Origin of the sequence: Streptomyces sp. NPDC001714, from assembly GCF_042892755.1 — a bacterium.
In the GTDB taxonomy this organism is placed as follows: Bacteria; Actinomycetota; Actinomycetes; order Streptomycetales; family Streptomycetaceae; genus Streptomyces.
Map to the genome: position 1 here is coordinate 158485 of NZ_JBIAUL010000005.1, position 17418 is coordinate 175902.

The following is a 17418-nucleotide window of genomic DNA, read 5'->3' on the forward strand; positions in this document are numbered from 1 at the left end:
GGCCCGCAGGTGCCCACCGGCCGGTCCGGCACCGCCGAGATCCGCCGTCGTGGCTGAGCGCCGCTGCGGCGGAAAGAGGGTCACAAGCGCCGGGCAGTGCAGCCCACCCGGGGGCGCGGGGAACTGCGCGACCGGCCCCCACCGGCCCGCAGGTGCCCACCGGCCGGTCCGGCACCGCCGAGATCCGCCGTCGTGGCTGAGCGCCGCTGCGGCGGAAAGAGGGTCACAAGCGCCGGGCTGTGCAGCCGACCCGGGGGCGCGGGGAACTGCGCGATCGGCCCCCACCGGCCCGCAGGTGCCCACCGGCCGGTCCGGCACCGCCGAGATCCGCCGTCGTGGCTGAGCGCCGCTGCGGCGGAAATCAATGTGACTGGCGGAAAAAGGTCCGGGCGGGTACGGGGTGGTGCGGGCGGAGGGGGGCGGGGGTCAGACCACTGGCTTGCCGGTGAGTTCTACCCCTGCTTCGCGGAGTTCTTCGAGGGCGCGTTCTGTGGTGGCCTCGGCCACGCCTGCCGTGAGGTCGAGGAGGACCTGAGTGCGGAAGCCCTCTTTCGCGGCGTCCAGGGCGGTAGCCCGCACACAGTGGTCGGTCGCGATCCCCACCACGTCCACCTCGTCGATCTTCCGGGCCCGCAGCCACTCCGCCAGCTTGACGCCGTTCTCGTCGACGCCCTGAAAGCCGCTGTAGGCCGCGGAGTACGCCCCCTTGCTGAACACCGCGTCCACCGCGCCGGAGGCGACCGCCGGGGCGAAGTTCGGATGGAAGCCCACGCCCTCCGTGCCGGCGACACAGTGCGCCGGCCAGCTGTGGACGTAGTCGGGGTTGTCCGCGAAGTGGCCGCCGGGCGCGATGTGGTGGTCGCGGGTCGCCACCACGTGGCGGTAGCCGGCGGGCGCCTGCCCGATCAGCTCCGTGATCGCGGCGGCCACATCGGCCCCTCCGGACACCGCGAGGCTGCCCCCCTCGCAGAAGTCGTTCTGCACATCGACGACGATCAAGGCGCGGCGCATGGTGGGTGTCCTTCGCTTTAGATAGCGGGTCCGTCGACTTAGATAGCGGGTCCGTCGACGGGGGAGACGCGGAAAGAAGGGGTGCGGGCCCGGCCTGAACCTCCGAGCGTAGAGACTTACGGGGGCGTAGGGGAGGGGGCTTTGCGGGGCGCGTACGCGGGCACCCGCTCTAGCTACCCGAGCGCCCCTGCACGTACTCCGTCGGAATGACGGGTTCCCCGCGCGAGAGCTGCGTCGCGGAGAGCGGCAGATTCGCCCGCGCCGCCTGGTGCCGGGCGCGCGGCGCGTCCAGGGGTTCGCGGGCGACGACCTCGCCGGACTTCACGAGTTCGATCAGCAGCTGCCGGTCGACCAGGTCGGCCGGGATCTCGCCGGTGCCGACGACCTCGGCCTCCGCCACCCCGTCGGCGTCCAGCCGCCGCGCCGCCCACTTGCGGCCGCCGACGGACGTCTTGCCGCCGGTGGACTTCTTCGCCACCGGCACCAGCGGCGCCTTCGGGTCGGCGGACTCGGCGCGGGCGACCAGCTTGTAGACCATGGAGCAGGTGGGGTGCCCCGAGCCGGTCACCAGCTGGGTGCCGACGCCGTACGCGTCCACGGGGGCGGCGGCGAGCGAGGCGATGGCGTACTCGTCGAGGTCGGAGGTCACGGTGATCCTCGTGTGCGTCGCGCCCAGCTCGTCCAGTTGCCGGCGCACCTGGTGGGCGACCAGCAGCAGGTCGCCGGAGTCGATGCGGACGGCACCCAGCTCGGGCCCGGCCACCTCCACGGCCGTACGGACCGCCTCGGCGACGTCGTAGGTGTCGACCAGCAGGGTGGTGCCCCGGCCGAGCGAGTCGACCTGGGCCCGGAAGGCGTCCCGCTCGTGGTCGTGGAGCAGGGTGAAGGCGTGGGCGGAGGTGCCGACGGTGGGGATGCCGTAGCGGAAGCCGGCGGCGAGGTCGGAGGTGGTGGCGAAACCGCCGACGTAGGCGGCGCGCGAGGCGGCGACGGCGCCCAGCTCGTGGGTGCGGCGGGCGCCCATCTCGATCAGCGGGCGGTCCCCGGCGGCCGAGGACATCCGGGAGGCGGCGGCCGCGATCGCGGAGTCGTGGTTGAGGATGGAGAGGATCACGGTCTCCAGGAGCACGCACTCGGCGAACGAGCCCTCGACCCGCATGATCGGCGAGCCCGGGAAGTAGACCTCGCCCTCGGGGTAGCCCCAGATGTCGCCGCTGAAGCGGTAGCCGGCGAGCCACTTGAGGGTCGGCCCGTCGACGATGTTCCGCTCCGCCAGGAAGTCGAGGACGTCCGTGTCGAAGCGGAAGTTCTCGACCGCGTCCAGGACACGCCCGGTGCCCGCCACGACGCCGTAGCGCCGCCCCTCCGGCAGCCGCCGGGTGAAGACCTCGAAGACGCTGCGCCGCTCGGCCGTACCCGCCTTCAGGGCGGCCTGCAGCATCGTCAGCTCGTACTGGTCAGTGAAGAGCGCCGTCGAGGGAACATCCACCGGCAGCCCAAGGTCCGCTGTGTTCATGACTGTGGATGCTACACCCCTTTGCGTCAGTGTGACGATTTAGGGCCCGCGTGGCAGCATGGGCCTTGTGACGTCACCCGCTCCCGTAGAGATCGAACGCACCGAGTCGGCGGAGGAGGCCTTCGCCGTCCCCGAGCCGGACGTCCCGTGGATCACGCTCGTGCACAACGATCCCGTCAACCTCATGAGCTACGTGACGTACGTCTTCCAGACGTACTTCGGCTATCCCAAGGACAAGGCCACCAAGCTCATGCTGGACGTCCACCACAAGGGCCGGGCGGTCGTCTCCAGCGGCACCCGCGAGGAGATGGAACGCGACGTGCAGGCGATGCACGGCTACGGCCTGTGGGCCACCCTCCAGCAGGACCGCAAGTAGACCGGAAGCAGCGAATCCTCTCCATGCCAGGAATCTTCGAACCGCTCCCCGGCGGCGGCGCGGCCGTCGCCCTCGACGACGTCGAGATCTCCATCATCCGGTCGCTGGCCGTCCAGCTCCTGGAGCTCATCGGTCCCGGCCCCGCCGAGGACGCCCCCGACGACCCGCTCGCCGAGCTGTTCGCCGAGGGCCCGAGCGAGGCGCCCGCCGACCCGGTGCTGCGCCGGCTCTTCCCGGACGCCTACTGCGACCCGGAGCGGCTCCCGCAGGACCCGGAGGAGGCCGCGGAGCAGCAGGCGCACTCCGCCGAGTTCCGCCGCTACACCGAGAACGACCTCAGGGCCGGCAAGCGGGAGAGCGCCCTCGCGGTGATCCGGTCCCTCGACGCCCTCACTCCGGGGGAGAAGGGCGAGGCGGTCCTCAAGCTGGCGCCCGAGGATTCCCGGCAGTGGCTCGGCGCCCTCACCGACCTGCGCCTCGCGATCGGCTCCCGTCTCGAGATCACCGACGAGGACGACACCGACCTCCTCTACCGGCTCCCGGACGAGGACCCGCGCAAGCCGATGGTGATGGCGTACCTGTGGCTCGGCGGCCTCCAGGAGACCCTGGTCGCGACCCTTATGCCGTAATCCGTCCCGATTACGTCCCGGTTTCGCGTTCGCTCAGAGGACGCTCAAATCCGGATAACGATCCCGTCACCGTTGCGGCCTGGTATGACATTTTCGGTCGCGCTTTGTCCGCTTCTTCCAGTGGTGTGCGCCACAATCCCTCTCGGCGGAACCCGGTGATCAGCGTTGCGGCCGTGATAAATCTTCACGACCGCCCGGCGAACACCACCCACGTGTACGCCGGGTGCGCCACCGAACCGGCCACCACCGGTCAGGCACCGCTCCAGCAATCCGGGGGGATCGAAACCCGATCCGAGGCCGACGAGAGGCCCGGGTCGGCATGGAGAAAGGCGCACACCACACATGACCTCCGCTCAGGTCGACACGTCGGGGAATTCCACGGATTCCTCCGAAGCCTCCGAAGAGGGGTACGAGCGCGGGCTCGGCAGCCGCCAGGTCCAGATGATCGCCATCGGCGGCGCCATCGGCGTCGGGCTCTTCCTGGGAGCCGGGGCGAACATCGCCAAGGCCGGTCCCAGTCTCATCCTGATGTACGCCCTCGCCGGCGGCATCATCTTCTTCATCATGCGGGCCCTCGGTGAGCTCCTGCTCTACCGCCCGGTCTCCGGCTCCTTCGCCGAGTACTCCCGCGAGTTCCTCGGCCCGTTCTTCGGCTACTTCACCGGCTGGACGTACTGGCTGATGTGGGTCGTCACCGGTATGGCCGAGCTGACGGCCGCCGCGATCTACGTGAACTACTGGTTCCCGCAGGTCCCGCAGTGGGTGACCGCGCTGGTCTTCCTGGTGATCCTCTTCGGGGTCAACCTGATCTCCGTGAAGGTCTTCGGAGAGCTGGAGTTCTGGTTCTCCATGGTCAAGGTCACCGCCCTGATCGGCATGATCGTGATCGGTCTCGGCGTCCTCACCTTCGGCTTCAGCGCCGCCGGTGACACCGCGTCGGTCGCGAACCTCTACCAGTTCGACGGCTTCTTCCCCAAGGGCGTCGGCTCCTCCCTGATGACCCTTCAGGGCGTCATGTTCGCCTACCTCGCGGTCGAACTGGTCGGCGTCACCGCCGGCGAGTCGGAGAACCCGGAGAAGACCCTCCCCAAGGCGATCAACACCCTCCCCTGGCGCATCGCCCTCTTCTACGTCGGCGCGCTCACGGTGATCCTCTGCGTCGTGAAGTGGACGGAGTTCGCCCCGGGCGTCAGCCCCTTCGTGGCCGCGTTCGCGAAGATCGGCATCCCGGCCGGCGCCGGCATCGTCAACTTCGTGGTCCTCACCGCCGCGCTGTCCTCCTGCAACTCCGGCATGTACTCCACGGGCCGCATGCTGCGGAACCTGGCCGACAGCGGCGAGGCCCCGGCCGTGTTCCGCAAGCTGTCCGCGTCGAAGACCCCGGCGCTCGGCATCACCGTCTCGGTCCTCTTCATGGGCATCGGCGTGGTCCTCAACTACGTCGTCCCGGAGAAGGCGTTCGGCTACGTCACCTCCGTCGCCACCGCGGCCGGCATCTGGACCTGGCTGATGATCCTGATCAGCCACGTCCTCTACCGCCGCGCGGTCGACTCCGGCCGCCTGCCGGCCTCCTCCTTCCCGGCGCCGGGCGGCGCGGTGTGCAGCTGGATCGCCATCGCCTTCCTCCTCTTCGTCACCTGCCTGATCGCGTACGACGCCGACTCCCGCGTCTGCCTGTACGTGATGGCCGGCTGGGCCGCCGCGCTCGGCGTCGGCTGGCTGGTGCTGAAGAACCGCAATCCCGAGGTCGCCGAGCGCCGTGAGCCGGCACCGCTGCAGAAAGTGAACTGACCACCCCCTCCGGGACGCCCGCCGCGGGGAGCACTCGTGGCGCCCCCTCGCGGCAGCCGCTCAGGGCGTCCGGCATCCGGGCCGTCCCGTACCAGCCTTCGGTACGGGACGGCCCCTTGCTTATCCTGGCCACCATGCTGACCATCACCCAGGCCCTCGTCGACCAGATCGTCGCCCACGCGCGCAAGGACCACCCCGACGAGGCGTGCGGCGTCGTCGCCGGCCCGGCGGGCTCGGACCGCCCCGAGCGGTTCATCCCGATGCTGAACGCGGCGATGTCGCCGACGTTCTACGAGTTCGACTCCGGCGACCTCCTCAAGCTGTACCGGGAGATGGACGACCGCGACGAGGAGCCGGTGGTCGTCTACCACTCCCACACGGCGACGGAGGCGTACCCCTCGCGCACCGACATCAGCTACGCGAACGAGCCCGGCGCCCACTACGTCCTCGTCTCCACCGCCGACACCGACGGCCTCGGCGACTTCCAGTTCCGCTCCTACCGCATCGTGGAGGGCGAGGTGACGGAGGAGGAGGTGAGGATCGTCGAGGCGTACTGACCTCCGGCGAGCCGACGCCTGCGCTTCTCCGCCGCTCACCGCAACTACTCCGCCGCAACGGCGCCCAGCCCCGACGGCGGACTCCGGAGGCGCCGAACCGGCCGGTGGGTGCCTGCGGGCCGGCGGGGGCCGGTCGCGCAGTTCCCCGCGCCCCTGGGTCGGCTGCACTGCCCGGCGCTCAATGTTCAGTCAGCCGCGGCGGTGGATTTCGGCGGTGCCGGACCGGCCGGTGGGTGTCTGCGGGTCGGTGGGGGCCGGTCGCGCAGTTCCCCGCGCCCCTGGGGCGGCTGCACTGCCCGGCGCTCAATGTTCAGCGTTCAGCCCTGGTGCGCCTCTTTCCGCCGCGGCGGGGGCCGGTCGCGCAGTTCCCCATGCTCCTGAATAGGGCATCTCATCCTTCGGCCGAAAAGTGTCCGGCATGTGGAATCACACTCCGGAATCGGTACCGGGAATCGATACGATGAGCCCATGGTTCTGAACGACGTGAGCGACAAGGCGCCGGGCATGCTGCTCGTGGCGCGGCTGCACGTCGACCTGTGCAGGCTGAACAGCGCCATCTGTTGACGTTCGCCTGCCGCCGTACGGCCGTGAGCCGCGGCGTGCCGCTGCGCGCCCACCTACCCAGACTTTCCGACAGGAGCCCTGAGCCATGGCCATCGAGGTCCGCATCCCGACCATCCTCCGCCAGTACACCGACGGTCAGAAGGCGGTGGAGGGCAGCGGTGACACCCTCGCCGACCTCTTCAACGACCTCGAGACCCGGCACGCCGGCATCCACGCCCGCATCGTGGACGACGGCAAGCTGCGCCGCTTCGTGAACGTGTACCTGAACGACGAGGACGTCCGGTTCGTCGACGGCATCAACACCAAGCTCACCGACGGCGACACCGTGACGATCCTGCCGGCGGTCGCCGGCGGCATGGCCTGAGATCGGTATGCGCTACGACTCCCCGTTGGCCGCGGTCGGCAACACCCCCCTGGTGTGCCTGCCGCGGCTCTCGCCGTCCGCCGAGGTCCGGATCTGGGCCAAGCTGGAGGACCGCAACCCGACCGGCTCGGTCAAGGACCGTCCCGCCCTGCACATGATCGAGCAGGCGGAGAAGGACGGCCGGCTCACCCCCGGCTGCACCATCCTGGAGCCGACGTCGGGCAACACCGGCATCTCGCTGGCGATGGCCGCCAAGCTCAAGGGCTACCGCATGGTCTGCGTGATGCCCGAGAACACCTCCCAGGAGCGCCGGGACCTGCTGGGCATGTGGGGCGCGGAGATCATCTCCAGCCCGGCCGCGGGCGGTTCCAACACCGCCGTACGCGTGGCGAAGGAACTGTCCGCCGAGCATCCCGACTGGGTGATGCTCTACCAGTACGGCAACCCGGACAACGCCGGTGCGCACTACGCGACGACCGGCCCGGAGATCCTCGCCGACCTGCCGTCCGTCACGCACTTCGTCGCGGGGCTCGGGACGACCGGCACGCTGATGGGCGTCGGGCGGTATCTGCGGGAGCACAAGCCCGAGGTGAAGATCGTCGCCGCCGAACCGCGGTACGACGACCTCGTGTACGGGCTGAGGAACCTCGACGAGGGCTTCGTGCCCGAGCTGTACGACGCCTCCGTGCTCACCACCCGCTACTCCGTCGGCTCCGCGGACGCCGTGACCCGGACCCGGGACCTCCTCCAGCAGGAGGGCATCTTCGCGGGCATCTCCACCGGCGCCGCCCTGCACGCCGCGATCGGCGTCGGGAAGAAGGCCGTACAGGCCGGGGAGAGCGCGGACATCGTGTTCGTCGTCGCCGACGGCGGCTGGAAGTACCTGTCGACCGGCGTGTACACCGCCGCGACCACCGAGGAAGCCATCGAGACCCTGCAGGGTCAGCTCTGGGCATAGCCCTCATCATGTACGCGCCAACCCCCCTCTATGAGGGGGCTAAGCGCTGCCTATGGCGCGGCAAAGATCTTCGTCCGGGGGAACCGGTCCCCCGTGAACCCCGCTAGGTTCCTCACCGTCCTGTCATGCCACGCTCCTCGGCATCCCAGGGTGTTCGAAGTGTCATGCTCATGATCGCGCACTCTGCCGCCGCTACGCGCGTCACGGGCCTGCCTTGTAACCCCACCGATGGAGGCAGTACCCCCATGCGTGAATCACGACGGAGCCTGCGAAGACTTCTGGCCTTCGCGTTCCCCGCCCTCGCCCTCGCCGTCTCCGGTTTCGTGGCGGCACCGACCGCACAGGCACAGGCATCGCCACACGCCGTCGCCCCCCGGGCCACCGCCCAGACCACCCGGGCCGCCCAGAACGCCAAGGCCCTCACCGACCCCGCCCGGCAGGCCGTGCACAGCACCGGCAAGGCCGGACAGAAGGTGCCCACCAAGCACCTGTGCGCCACCGTCAGCAAGCCCGGTGAGGTCAGCTGCTTCGCGCAGCGCCGCACCGACATCAAGCAGCAGCTGGCCTCCGCGCTCGCCGCCGCCCCCTCCGGCCTGAGCCCGACCAACCTGCACAGCGCCTACAACCTGCCCTCCACGGGCGGTTCCGGCCTGACCGTCGCCGTGGTCGACGCCTACAACGACCCGAACGCGGCCTCGGACCTGGCCACTTACCGCTCCACCTACGGCCTGTCGGCGTGCACCGTCGCCAACGGCTGCTTCAAGCAGGTCAGCCAGACCGGTTCGACGACCTCGCTGCCGTCGAACGACTCCGGCTGGGCCGGCGAGGAAGCGCTCGACATCGACATGGTCAGCGCCGTCTGCCCGAACTGCAACATCATCCTCGTCGAGGCCAACTCCGCCACCGACTCCGACCTCGGCACCGCCGAGAACGAGGCCGTCGCGCTCGGCGCCAAGTTCGTCTCCAACAGCTGGGGCGGCTCCGAGTCCTCCTCGCAGACCAGCGAGGACACCTCCTACTTCAAGCACCCGGGTGTGGCGATCACCGTCTCCGCCGGTGACAGCGGCTACGGCGCCGAGTACCCGGCGACCTCCCAGTACGTGACCGCCGTCGGCGGCACCGCGCTCTCCACCTCCTCCAGCACCCGCGGCTGGACCGAGTCCGTGTGGAAGACCAGCTCCACCGAGGGCACCGGCTCCGGCTGCTCCGCCTACGACTCGAAGCCGAGCTGGCAGACCGACACCGGCTGCACCAAGCGCATGGAGTCCGACGTCTCCGCGGTCGCCGACCCGGCCACCGGTGTGGCGGTCTACGACACCTACGGCGGCTCCGGCTGGGCGGTCTACGGCGGTACGAGTGCCTCCTCGCCGATCATCGCCGGTGTGTACGCCCTCGCGGGCACCCCGGGCTCCAGCGACTACCCGGCGAAGTACCCGTACTCGCACACCAGCAACCTGTACGACGTCACCAGCGGCAACAACGGCTCCTGCTCCACCTCGTACTTCTGCACCGCCGGCACCGGCTACGACGGCCCGACCGGCTGGGGCACCCCGAACGGCACCGCCGCCTTCACCTCCGGCACCAGCACCGGCAACACGGTGACCGTCACCAACCCCGGCAGCCAGTCCACCGCCACCGGCTCCTCGGTCAGCCTGCAGATCTCGGCCTCCGACAGCGCGGGCGCGACCCTCACCTACAGCGCCAGCGGCCTGCCCACCGGCCTGTCCATCTCCAGCTCCACCGGCCTGATCTCCGGCACGGCGTCCACCGCGGGCACCTACAGCACCACCGTCACCGCGACCGACTCCACCGGCGCCTCCGGCTCGGCCTCCTTCACCTGGACCGTCAGCACCAGCGGCGGCGGCACCTGCACCTCCACGCAGCTGCTGGGCAACCCGGGCTTCGAGTCGGGCAACACCACCTGGACGGCCTCCAGCGGTGTCATCACCAACTCCAGCAGCGAGGCGGCCCACGCGGGCTCGTACAAGGCGTGGCTCGACGGCTACGGCTCCTCGCACACCGACACGCTGTCCCAGTCGGTGACGATCCCGTCCGGCTGCACCGCCACCACGTTCACCTTCTACCTGCACATCGACACGGCCGAGACCACCACCAGCACCCAGTACGACAAGCTGACGGTCACCGCCGGTTCGACCACCCTGGCCACGTACTCCAACCTCAACGCGGCCTCCGGGTACGTGCAGAAGTCCTTCAGCCTCGGGTCCTACGCGGGCTCGACCGTCACCCTGAAGTTCAGCGGTGTCGAGGACTCCTCGCTCCAGACCAGCTTCGTCGTCGACGACACCGCCGTCACGACCGGCTGACCCCGCCCGTGAACTGACCGGATCCCGCACCCGGAAGCCGTCCGGGTGCGGGATCCGTACGAGGGGCGGATACGTCATATCGGCACCAAGGGTCCGTTCCCCGACGGAAAGGCGGACACCCCATGCGCCGTACGACGTTCCACCGCGCGTCTCTCGCCGCGGCGAGCCTGCTCCTGCTGGCGGGCTGCGGCTCGCAGAGCGGGGGCGGGGACAAGGGCGGCGGCGGGGTGTCCCCGAAACCGACGACGACACCGACATCGGCATCGCCCTCGGCCCCGGCCACCGGTGGCTCCTCCGCCGGCTGCACGCCCCTGACCGCCGAGCTCACCGCCGCCGACAGCGGCCGTGCCTTCTGCCTGGCCCAGGGCGGCACCTTGCGGATCACCCTGACCGGCTCCGAGCAGCGACCCTGGAAGAAGATCGCCGCGGCCGGGGACACCGCCGCCCTGAAGGAGATCAACTACGGGATCATGCTCCGCGGCGGCGACGCCGGATCCGCCTACCGGGCGGTCGCCCCCGGCACCGTCACCCTCTCCTCCACCCGACCGCTGTGCGCCCAGCCCACCTCGCCCGGCGGGGTCTCCTGCAAGGGGATCCAGGAGTGGAAGGTCATCGTGAAGGTGAGCTGAGCCGGCCGGCGGCAGCCCTACGCGAGATGCCGCACCTGGTCCCACAGCACCGGGTCGACCACGCCCACCCGGCGCCGGAACTCCCACACCGAGATCTCCCGCAGCTCGTCCGTCTCCAGGAAGCTCGGCCGGCCCTGGGCGTCCCCGACCGAGCCGGGCGGCAGCGGGATCACCCCGGCGCGCTCGTCGTGGTACTTGCTGGTGATCTTCGCGATCGTCGCCCGGTTGCCGTGCACGGCCAGCACCAGGCACGGCCGGTCCTTGGCGCCGGGACCGTCCTCGTAGGGGACGTTGGCCCACCAGATGTCCCCCGGATGGGGCCGTCCGGTCTGCGTGCGCGTGCCGCGCGGATGTCCCGGCGGGCGGGTGCGCTGCCCGCGCGGGCGGTGGCCTCTGCCCCAGCCGTCGACGAGCGTGGCGACCAGCGCCAGCAGGACGACCGCCGCGAGCGCGAGCCACCATGACGTGTCCATACGACGACGTTACCGGCGCGAGATAATCGACGCGCGCCCTTACGCGATCCTCATGCGCCCTCAGTCCAGCCGAACCGGTGACAGCACAGGTGAGTTCGCCCACAACGGCCCCTGGCGGAGGAGCGACCGGCTCTTTTGCGCCTTACGCTCGACAAGCCCGCACGACCCCCGTCATGCCCTTTTTCCCGACTCCGGTTCCCAGCGCATCTGGGTTTCCGCCAACGGAGGTTTCTGCTTCATGAAGCTCACCGTCGTCGGCTGCTCGGGGTCGTTCCCGTCCGCGGAATCGGCCTGCTCGAGCTACCTCGTAGAGGCCGACGGCTTCCGGCTGCTCCTCGACATGGGCAACGGCGCCCTGGGCGAGTTGCAGCGCCACTGCGGTCTCTACGACCTCGACGCGATCTTCCTGAGCCATCTGCACGCCGACCACTGCATCGACATGTGCGCCTACTTCGTGGCGCGCTACTACCGCCACGACGGCGGACCGTGCCCCCCGATCCCGGTCTACGGCCCCGAGGGCACCGAGCACCGGCTCACCACCGCCTACGCCGACACCCCCACCGCCTCCTCGATGAGCGAGGTCTTCGACTTCCACACGGTCAAGCCGTCCACGTTCGACGTCGGCCCCTTCACGGTCCACACCGAGCGGGTCCGCCACCCCGTGGAGGCGTACGGCATCCGCGTCGAGCACGCCGGGAAGTCCCTGACGTACTCGGGCGACACCGGCGTCACCCCGGTGCTGGAGGATCTGGCCCGGGAGACCGACCTGTTCCTGTGCGAGGCCGCCTTCACGCACGGCAAGGAGAACATCCCGGACCTGCACCTCAACGGCCGCGAGGCCGGCGAGACCGCGGCCCGCGCCGGCGCCCGCCGCCTGGTCCTCACCCACATCCCGCCGTGGACCGACCCCGCCGTCAACCTCGCCGACGCCCGCGAGGTCTTCGACGGCCCGGTGGATCTCGCGGCACCGAGGGCGACGTACGAGATCTGACGCGCGTACGGCGTTCAGGGCCGTACGACGTGAAGAAGGCCCCCGCCGCCGCGGGGGCCTTCTTCACGGGTGCTGCCGGGACTCACGCCTTCGTGAGGTCCTCGATCTCCTCCTCGGGCTCGCGGCCCGGGGTGGGGAGGTTGAAGCGGATGATGGCGAAGCGGAAGACGAAGTAGTAGATCGCTCCGAACACCAGGCCGATCGGGATGATCAGCCAGGGCTTGGTCGCCAGGTTCCAGTTGAGTATGTAGTCGATGACACCCGCGGAGAAGGTGAAGCCCGCGTGCACCCCGAGCGCCCAGGTGATCGCCATGGACAGGGCGGTGAGCACCGCGTGGATCACGTACAGCAGCGGCGCGATGAACATGAACGTGAACTCGATCGGCTCGGTCACACCGGTCACGAAGGAGGTCAGCGCCATCGACAGCATCATGCCCATCACGGCCGCGCGGCGCTCCGGGCGGGCGGTGTGCGCGATGGCCAGGGCGGCGGCCGGGAGGCCGAACATCATGATGGGGAAGAAGCCGGACATGAACTGACCGGCCGTCGGGTCACCGGCGAAGAAGCGGGTGAGGTCACCGTGGACGATCGTGCCGGACGCGGTCTTGTAGTCGCCGATCTGGAACCAGGAGACCGTGTTCACGAACTGGTGCATGCCGACCGGGATCAGCGCACGGTTGATCAGGCCGAACAGACCGGCACCGAGGGCGCCGAGACCGGTGATCCACTTGCCGAAGTCGGAGATGCCGTCACCGATGGGCTTCCAGACCAGGCCGAAGAAGACACCCATCACCGTGCCGACGAAGGCCATGATGATCGGGACGAGCCGGCGGCCGTTGAAGAAGCCGAGCCAGTCCACCAGCCTGGTCCGATGGAAGCGCTGCCAGACCACCGCGCCCAGCAGACCCATCACCAGGCCGCCGAGCACACCGGGGTTGTTGTAGGTGGCGGCCACGTCCGCACCCGCCTGGACCTTGGCCTCGGTGACGGGGAACGCGGTGAGCACGTTCTTGTAGACCAGGAAGCCGACCAGGGCGGCCAGGGCGGTGGAGCCGTCGGCCTTCTTGGCGAAGCCGATCGCGACACCGACGCAGAACAGCAGCGGGAGGTTGTCGAAGATCGCGCCGCCCGCCGTGGCGAAGACCGCCGTGACCTTGTCGGGCAGGTGCAGCTTGTCGTGGATGTCCTGCTGACCGAAGCGGAGCAGCAGACCCGCCGCCGGCAGCACGGCGATGGGGAGCTGAAGGCTGCGGCCGACCTTCTGCAGGCCCTGGAAAAGACCGGATCCCCACTTCTTTGTGGGGGCCGCCGTCGCGGTGGCGGTTGTCATACTTCCTCCATCGGTGGTGGTCTACACCACTCAGTGGTGTAGACCTGTTGTACACGATGGGGGCGATATAAGGAACCCGTCAATTCCGCAACCGGAGCGCTACGCGGCGTATGCCTTTCGGCCACAGGCTGCTCAAGCCCCGGTGACGTCCTCCACCTCGTCCTCCGGCTCCCTGCCCGGGGTCTTGAGATCGAACCGCGTGATCGCGAACCGGAAGATCACGTAATAGGCCGCCGCGAAGCACAGACCGATCGGAACGATCGCCCAAGGCCGCGTCGCCAGCTTCCAGTTGATGACGTAGTCGATGAGCCCCGCCGAGAAACTGAACCCGTCGTGCACCCCAAGACCCCACGTCACCGCCATCGACACCCCCGTCAGCACCGCGTGCACCGCGTACAGCAGCGGCGCGACGAACATGAACGAGTACTCGATGGGCTCGGTGATGCCCGTGACGAACGACGTCAGCGCCACCGACAGCATCAGACCGCCGATCTCCTTGCGCCGATGCGGCTTCGCACAGTGCGTGATCGCGAGCGCGGCGGCCGGCAGCGCGAACATCATGATCGGAAAGAACCCCGACGTGAACTGACCCGCGTTCGGATCACCCGCCAGGAACATGTTGATGTCACCGTGCACCGTCTGCCCGTCCGGCGTGGTGTAACTGCCGAACTGGAACCAGATGGGCACGTTCAGGAACTGGTGCAGCCCCACCACCAGCAACGCCCGGTTCGCAAGCCCGAACACCCCCGCACCCCACGCCCCCGCCTCCCGCAGCCAGTGACTGAAACTCTCCAGACCACTGCCGATCGGCGGCCAGACCCACAGGCACACCACGGCGAACACGATGGCCACGAACGACATGACGATCGGGACCAGCCGCCGCCCGTTGAAGAACCCCAGCCAGTCCACCAGCCTCGTCCGGTGGTACCGCGCCCAGAAGAACGCGGTCAGCAGCCCCAGCGCGATCCCGCCGAACACCCCCGGATTCTGGAACGTGAACGACGACACCGTCCCGTCGCTCACCTGGCACCCGATCCCCGGCAAGGTCCTCGACCCGCCCGGACAGTCCTCCGGAAACTGGTGCAGCACCCCGTAATAGACGAGAAAGCCCGCCACCGCCGCCAGCGCCGTCGAACCGTCCGCCTTCTTCGCCATCCCGATCGCGACCCCGACACAGAACAGCAGCGGCAACCCGACCGAACCGTCGAGCAGCGCCCCGCCCGCCCCCTTCATCACCCTGGAGACCGCCGTCCAGCCCAGCCCCTGCTCGCCGAACACGTCGGGCTGACCCAGCCGGTTCAGGATCCCCGCGGCCGGCAGCACCGCGATCGGCAGCTGAAGACTGCGGCCCATCTTCTGCAGCCCCTGGAAGAGGGCATGCCACCGTTCCCGTGCAGGACTGACCGAACTGTCGGCGCTCTCGGCACTCATGGACACGTCCTCCGGGCCGCTCGGCTGCACCGCGGGGTCGCCGTCGGGGTTTGTCGACCGCCCACCAGCTGGTGTAGACCAGTCGACAGACGGTTCCGCCGCGCTGCTCGCCATCATTCGGCACGCGCGGTACGACCGCTCGCAAAGATGGGCCAACTGTGGGTTACTGCGACAAAGCGGTTCGGATCAGGGAGAAGGAACATGGCCAGCAAGGCTGAGAAGATCGTCGCCGGCCTCGGCGGAATCGAGAACATCGACGAGATCGAAGGCTGCATCACCCGGCTGCGCACCGAGGTCCACGACGCCTCGCTGGTCGACGATGCCGCCCTGAAGGCCGCCGGCGCCCACGGCGTCGTCAAGATGGGCACCGCCATCCAGGTCGTCATCGGCACCGACGCCGACCCGATCGCCGCGGAGATCGAAGACATGATGTGAGCCTCCCCGGCTCACCGGAAAAGGGGCTCTTCCCACCTTGGGAAGAGCCCCTTCGCACGCTCCGGATAGGCTCGTCGCCATGTCTCGAATCGACGGCCGCACCCCCGAACAACTCCGCCCGGTCACCATCGAACGCGGCTGGAGCAAGCACGCCGAGGGCTCCGTCCTCGTCTCCTTCGGCGACACCAAGGTCTTCTGCACCGCCTCCGTCACCGAAGGCGTCCCCCGCTGGCGCAAGGGCAGCGGCGAGGGCTGGGTCACCGCGGAATACGCCATGCTCCCCCGCGCCACCAACACCCGCGGCGACCGCGAGTCCGTCAAGGGCAAGATCGGCGGCCGCACCCACGAGATCTCCCGCCTCATCGGCCGCTCCCTGCGCGCCGTCATCGACTACAAGGCCCTCGGCGAGAACACCATCGTCCTCGACTGCGACGTCCTCCAGGCCGACGGCGGCACCCGCACCGCGGCCATCACCGGCGCCTACGTCGCCCTCGCCGACGCCGTCACCTGGGCCAGGGAACGCAAGCTCATCAAGGCCGGCCGCCAGCCCCTGACCGGCACCGTCTCCGCCGTCTCCGTCGGCATCGTCGGCGGAGTACCCCTCCTCGACCTCTGCTACGAGGAGGACGTCAAGGCCGAGACCGACATGAACGTCGTCTGCACCGGCGACGGCCGCTTCGTCGAGGTCCAGGGCACCGCCGAGGCCGAACCCTTCGCCCGCGACGAACTCAACGCCCTCCTCGACCTCGCCGTCGCCGGCTGCACCGACCTGGCCACCATCCAGCAGGCAGCCCTCGAAGAAGCGCTCAAGAAGTAACCGGAGAAGTAAAGGGAAGGGAAAAACCCGAGGTACGGCGGGGCAACCCCGGCGGGCGACCCCGCGTCCCTATGAATACGGGCGCACGGCACGTACAACCGTGCGCCCGGCCAGCCGTACCACGGGGAGGAAACACCACCATGGCCGCCAGCCGACGCCGAGGGCGCCGCCGCGTCACCACCATCGCCGCCGTAGCCGCGACCACCGCGCTCATCACCGCCCTCCTCGCCGGCTGCGACTCGGTCAACACGGCACTGGACTGCGTCCGCACCGCCGACTCCATCGCCGACAGCGTCACCGCCCTCCAGCAGGCCGTGGAGAACGCGGCGAACGACCCCACCCGCACCCAGGCCTCCCTCGACTCCATCCAGCAGAACCTCAGGAAGATCGGCGACAAGACCGACGACGCCGACGTCAACAAGGCCGTCGACCACCTCCAGCAGGCCGTGGACAGCGTCCGCGCAGCCGTCAGGAACGGCGACTCCACCCCCGACGTCACCCCGGTCACCGACGCGGCCGGCGAACTGACCAAGGTCTGCACGCCGTAAGGCGGCGCTCCACCCCTTGCGATACTGCAGGACATGACGACCCGCCTGATCCTCGCCACCCGCAACGCCGGAAAGATCACCGAGCTGCACTCGATCCTCGCGGAGGCGGGGCTGCCCCACGAACTGGTGGGCGCGGACGCGTACCCCGACATCCCCGACGTCAAGGAAACAGGCGTCACCTTCGCCGAGAACGCCCTCCTCAAGGCCCACGCCCTCGCCCAGGCGACCGGCCTCCCGGCCGTCGCCGACGACTCCGGCCTCTGCGTCGACGTCCTGGGCGGCGCCCCCGGCATCTTCTCCGCCCGCTGGGCGGGCAAGCACGGCGACGACAAGGCCAACCTGAACCTGCTCCTCGCCCAGCTCTCCGACATCGCCGAGGAGCACAGGGGAGCCCACTTCGCCTGCGCGGCGGCTCTCGCCCTGCCGGACGGCACGGAGCGCGTGGTCGAGGGCCAACTGAGGGGAACCCTCCGCCACGCCCCGACCGGCACGAACGGCTTCGGCTACGACCCGATCCTCCAGCCGGAGGGGGACACCAGGACCTGCGCCGAGCTGAGCCCCGAGGAGAAGAACGCGATCAGCCACCGGGGGAAGGCGTTCCGGGCGTTGGTGCCGGTGGTGCGGGAGTTGCTGGGCTGAGAGCGGAAGAGGGGCCGCCCGTGAAGGGGGCCCCT

Annotated in this window: 19 protein-coding genes; 14 read left to right on the forward strand and 5 right to left on the reverse strand. The window is 69.6% G+C overall.

The window, feature by feature from the left end:
- Positions 1 to 426: 426 nt before the first annotated feature.
- Both ACFY0P_RS14970 and ACFY0P_RS14975 read right to left on the reverse strand, forming a co-directional pair.
- The gene (locus tag ACFY0P_RS14970) at positions 427 to 1011 is read right to left on the reverse strand and encodes a nicotinamidase (RefSeq protein WP_388911837.1); all 585 of its coding nucleotides are present in this window, start codon (positions 1009 to 1011) and stop codon (positions 427 to 429) included.
- Between the two features lie 169 nt (positions 1012 to 1180).
- Complete coding sequence (locus ACFY0P_RS14975; protein ID WP_388911840.1) at positions 1181 to 2527, reverse strand: nicotinate phosphoribosyltransferase; 1347 nt, start codon at positions 2525 to 2527, stop codon at positions 1181 to 1183.
- Positions 2528 to 2585: 58 nt separating this feature from the next.
- On the opposite strand from ACFY0P_RS14975, the gene clpS reads away from it, so the two are divergent.
- The 9 genes from clpS to ACFY0P_RS15020 all read left to right on the forward strand — a co-directional run bounded on the left by clpS (position 2586) and on the right by ACFY0P_RS15020 (position 10719).
- The gene (clpS, locus tag ACFY0P_RS14980; RefSeq protein ID WP_093502442.1) at positions 2586 to 2903 is read left to right on the forward strand and encodes an ATP-dependent Clp protease adapter ClpS; all 318 of its coding nucleotides are present in this window, start codon (positions 2586 to 2588) and stop codon (positions 2901 to 2903) included.
- Positions 2904 to 2926: 23 nt separating this feature from the next.
- Positions 2927 to 3532, forward strand: coding sequence for a DUF2017 domain-containing protein (locus ACFY0P_RS14985; RefSeq protein WP_388911843.1), 606 nt, complete (start codon positions 2927 to 2929; stop codon positions 3530 to 3532).
- 342 nt (positions 3533 to 3874) lie between these two features.
- Positions 3875 to 5323 carry an amino acid permease gene (locus tag ACFY0P_RS14990; RefSeq protein WP_388911846.1) on the forward strand — a complete coding sequence of 483 codons (1449 nt, stop codon included), beginning with the start codon at positions 3875 to 3877 and terminating at the stop codon, positions 5321 to 5323.
- Positions 5324 to 5457: 134 nt separating this feature from the next.
- Positions 5458 to 5880: a M67 family metallopeptidase gene (locus tag ACFY0P_RS14995; RefSeq protein ID WP_351501655.1), complete on the forward strand. Its 423-nt coding sequence runs from the start codon at positions 5458 to 5460 to the stop codon at positions 5878 to 5880.
- 468 nt (positions 5881 to 6348) lie between these two features.
- Positions 6349 to 6444, forward strand: coding sequence for a putative leader peptide (locus ACFY0P_RS15000; protein ID WP_345053128.1), 96 nt, complete (start codon positions 6349 to 6351; stop codon positions 6442 to 6444).
- Between the two features lie 85 nt (positions 6445 to 6529).
- Positions 6530 to 6808, forward strand: a complete 279-nt coding sequence (locus ACFY0P_RS15005; protein ID WP_351720166.1) for a MoaD/ThiS family protein — start codon at positions 6530 to 6532, stop codon at positions 6806 to 6808.
- Between the two features lie 7 nt (positions 6809 to 6815).
- Positions 6816 to 7766: a PLP-dependent cysteine synthase family protein gene (locus ACFY0P_RS15010; RefSeq protein WP_388911851.1), complete on the forward strand. Its 951-nt coding sequence runs from the start codon at positions 6816 to 6818 to the stop codon at positions 7764 to 7766.
- 245 nt (positions 7767 to 8011) lie between these two features.
- The gene (locus ACFY0P_RS15015) at positions 8012 to 10090 is read left to right on the forward strand and encodes a putative Ig domain-containing protein (RefSeq protein ID WP_388911854.1); all 2079 of its coding nucleotides are present in this window, start codon (positions 8012 to 8014) and stop codon (positions 10088 to 10090) included.
- A gap of 122 nt (positions 10091 to 10212) precedes the next feature.
- Positions 10213 to 10719, forward strand: a complete 507-nt coding sequence (locus ACFY0P_RS15020; protein ID WP_388911857.1) for a hypothetical protein — start codon at positions 10213 to 10215, stop codon at positions 10717 to 10719.
- Between the two features lie 17 nt (positions 10720 to 10736).
- On the opposite strand, the gene ACFY0P_RS15025 is transcribed toward ACFY0P_RS15020, so the two are convergent.
- Complete coding sequence (locus ACFY0P_RS15025; RefSeq protein ID WP_388911860.1) at positions 10737 to 11192, reverse strand: type II toxin-antitoxin system PemK/MazF family toxin; 456 nt, start codon at positions 11190 to 11192, stop codon at positions 10737 to 10739.
- A 238-nt stretch (positions 11193 to 11430) separates the two neighbouring features.
- Here ACFY0P_RS15025 and ACFY0P_RS15030 point away from each other — a divergent pair, with 238 nt between their 5' ends.
- Positions 11431 to 12183: an MBL fold metallo-hydrolase gene (locus ACFY0P_RS15030; RefSeq protein WP_388911863.1), complete on the forward strand. Its 753-nt coding sequence runs from the start codon at positions 11431 to 11433 to the stop codon at positions 12181 to 12183.
- Positions 12184 to 12265: 82 nt separating this feature from the next.
- On the opposite strand, the gene ACFY0P_RS15035 is transcribed toward ACFY0P_RS15030, so the two are convergent.
- On the reverse strand, positions 12266 to 13513 hold the full coding sequence (locus ACFY0P_RS15035; protein WP_388911866.1) for a PTS transporter subunit EIIC: 1248 nt from the start codon (positions 13511 to 13513) through the stop codon (positions 12266 to 12268).
- Between the two features lie 132 nt (positions 13514 to 13645).
- The gene (locus tag ACFY0P_RS15040) at positions 13646 to 14944 is read right to left on the reverse strand and encodes a PTS transporter subunit EIIC (RefSeq protein ID WP_388911869.1); all 1299 of its coding nucleotides are present in this window, start codon (positions 14942 to 14944) and stop codon (positions 13646 to 13648) included.
- A gap of 201 nt (positions 14945 to 15145) precedes the next feature.
- Here ACFY0P_RS15040 and ACFY0P_RS15045 point away from each other — a divergent pair, with 201 nt between their 5' ends.
- The 4 genes from ACFY0P_RS15045 (at position 15146) to rdgB (ending at position 17383) form a co-directional block, all read left to right on the forward strand.
- Positions 15146 to 15379 carry a glucose PTS transporter subunit EIIB gene (locus ACFY0P_RS15045; RefSeq protein ID WP_089106674.1) on the forward strand — a complete coding sequence of 78 codons (234 nt, stop codon included), beginning with the start codon at positions 15146 to 15148 and terminating at the stop codon, positions 15377 to 15379.
- A gap of 79 nt (positions 15380 to 15458) precedes the next feature.
- A complete protein-coding gene (gene rph / locus ACFY0P_RS15050; protein WP_351490935.1) occupies positions 15459 to 16196 on the forward strand; it encodes a ribonuclease PH in 738 nt (245 codons plus the stop codon).
- A 140-nt stretch (positions 16197 to 16336) separates the two neighbouring features.
- Positions 16337 to 16744, forward strand: coding sequence for a hypothetical protein (locus ACFY0P_RS15055; RefSeq protein WP_388911873.1), 408 nt, complete (start codon positions 16337 to 16339; stop codon positions 16742 to 16744).
- A gap of 33 nt (positions 16745 to 16777) precedes the next feature.
- The gene (gene rdgB, locus ACFY0P_RS15060) at positions 16778 to 17383 is read left to right on the forward strand and encodes an RdgB/HAM1 family non-canonical purine NTP pyrophosphatase (RefSeq protein ID WP_388911876.1); all 606 of its coding nucleotides are present in this window, start codon (positions 16778 to 16780) and stop codon (positions 17381 to 17383) included.
- Positions 17384 to 17418 lie beyond the last annotated feature (35 nt).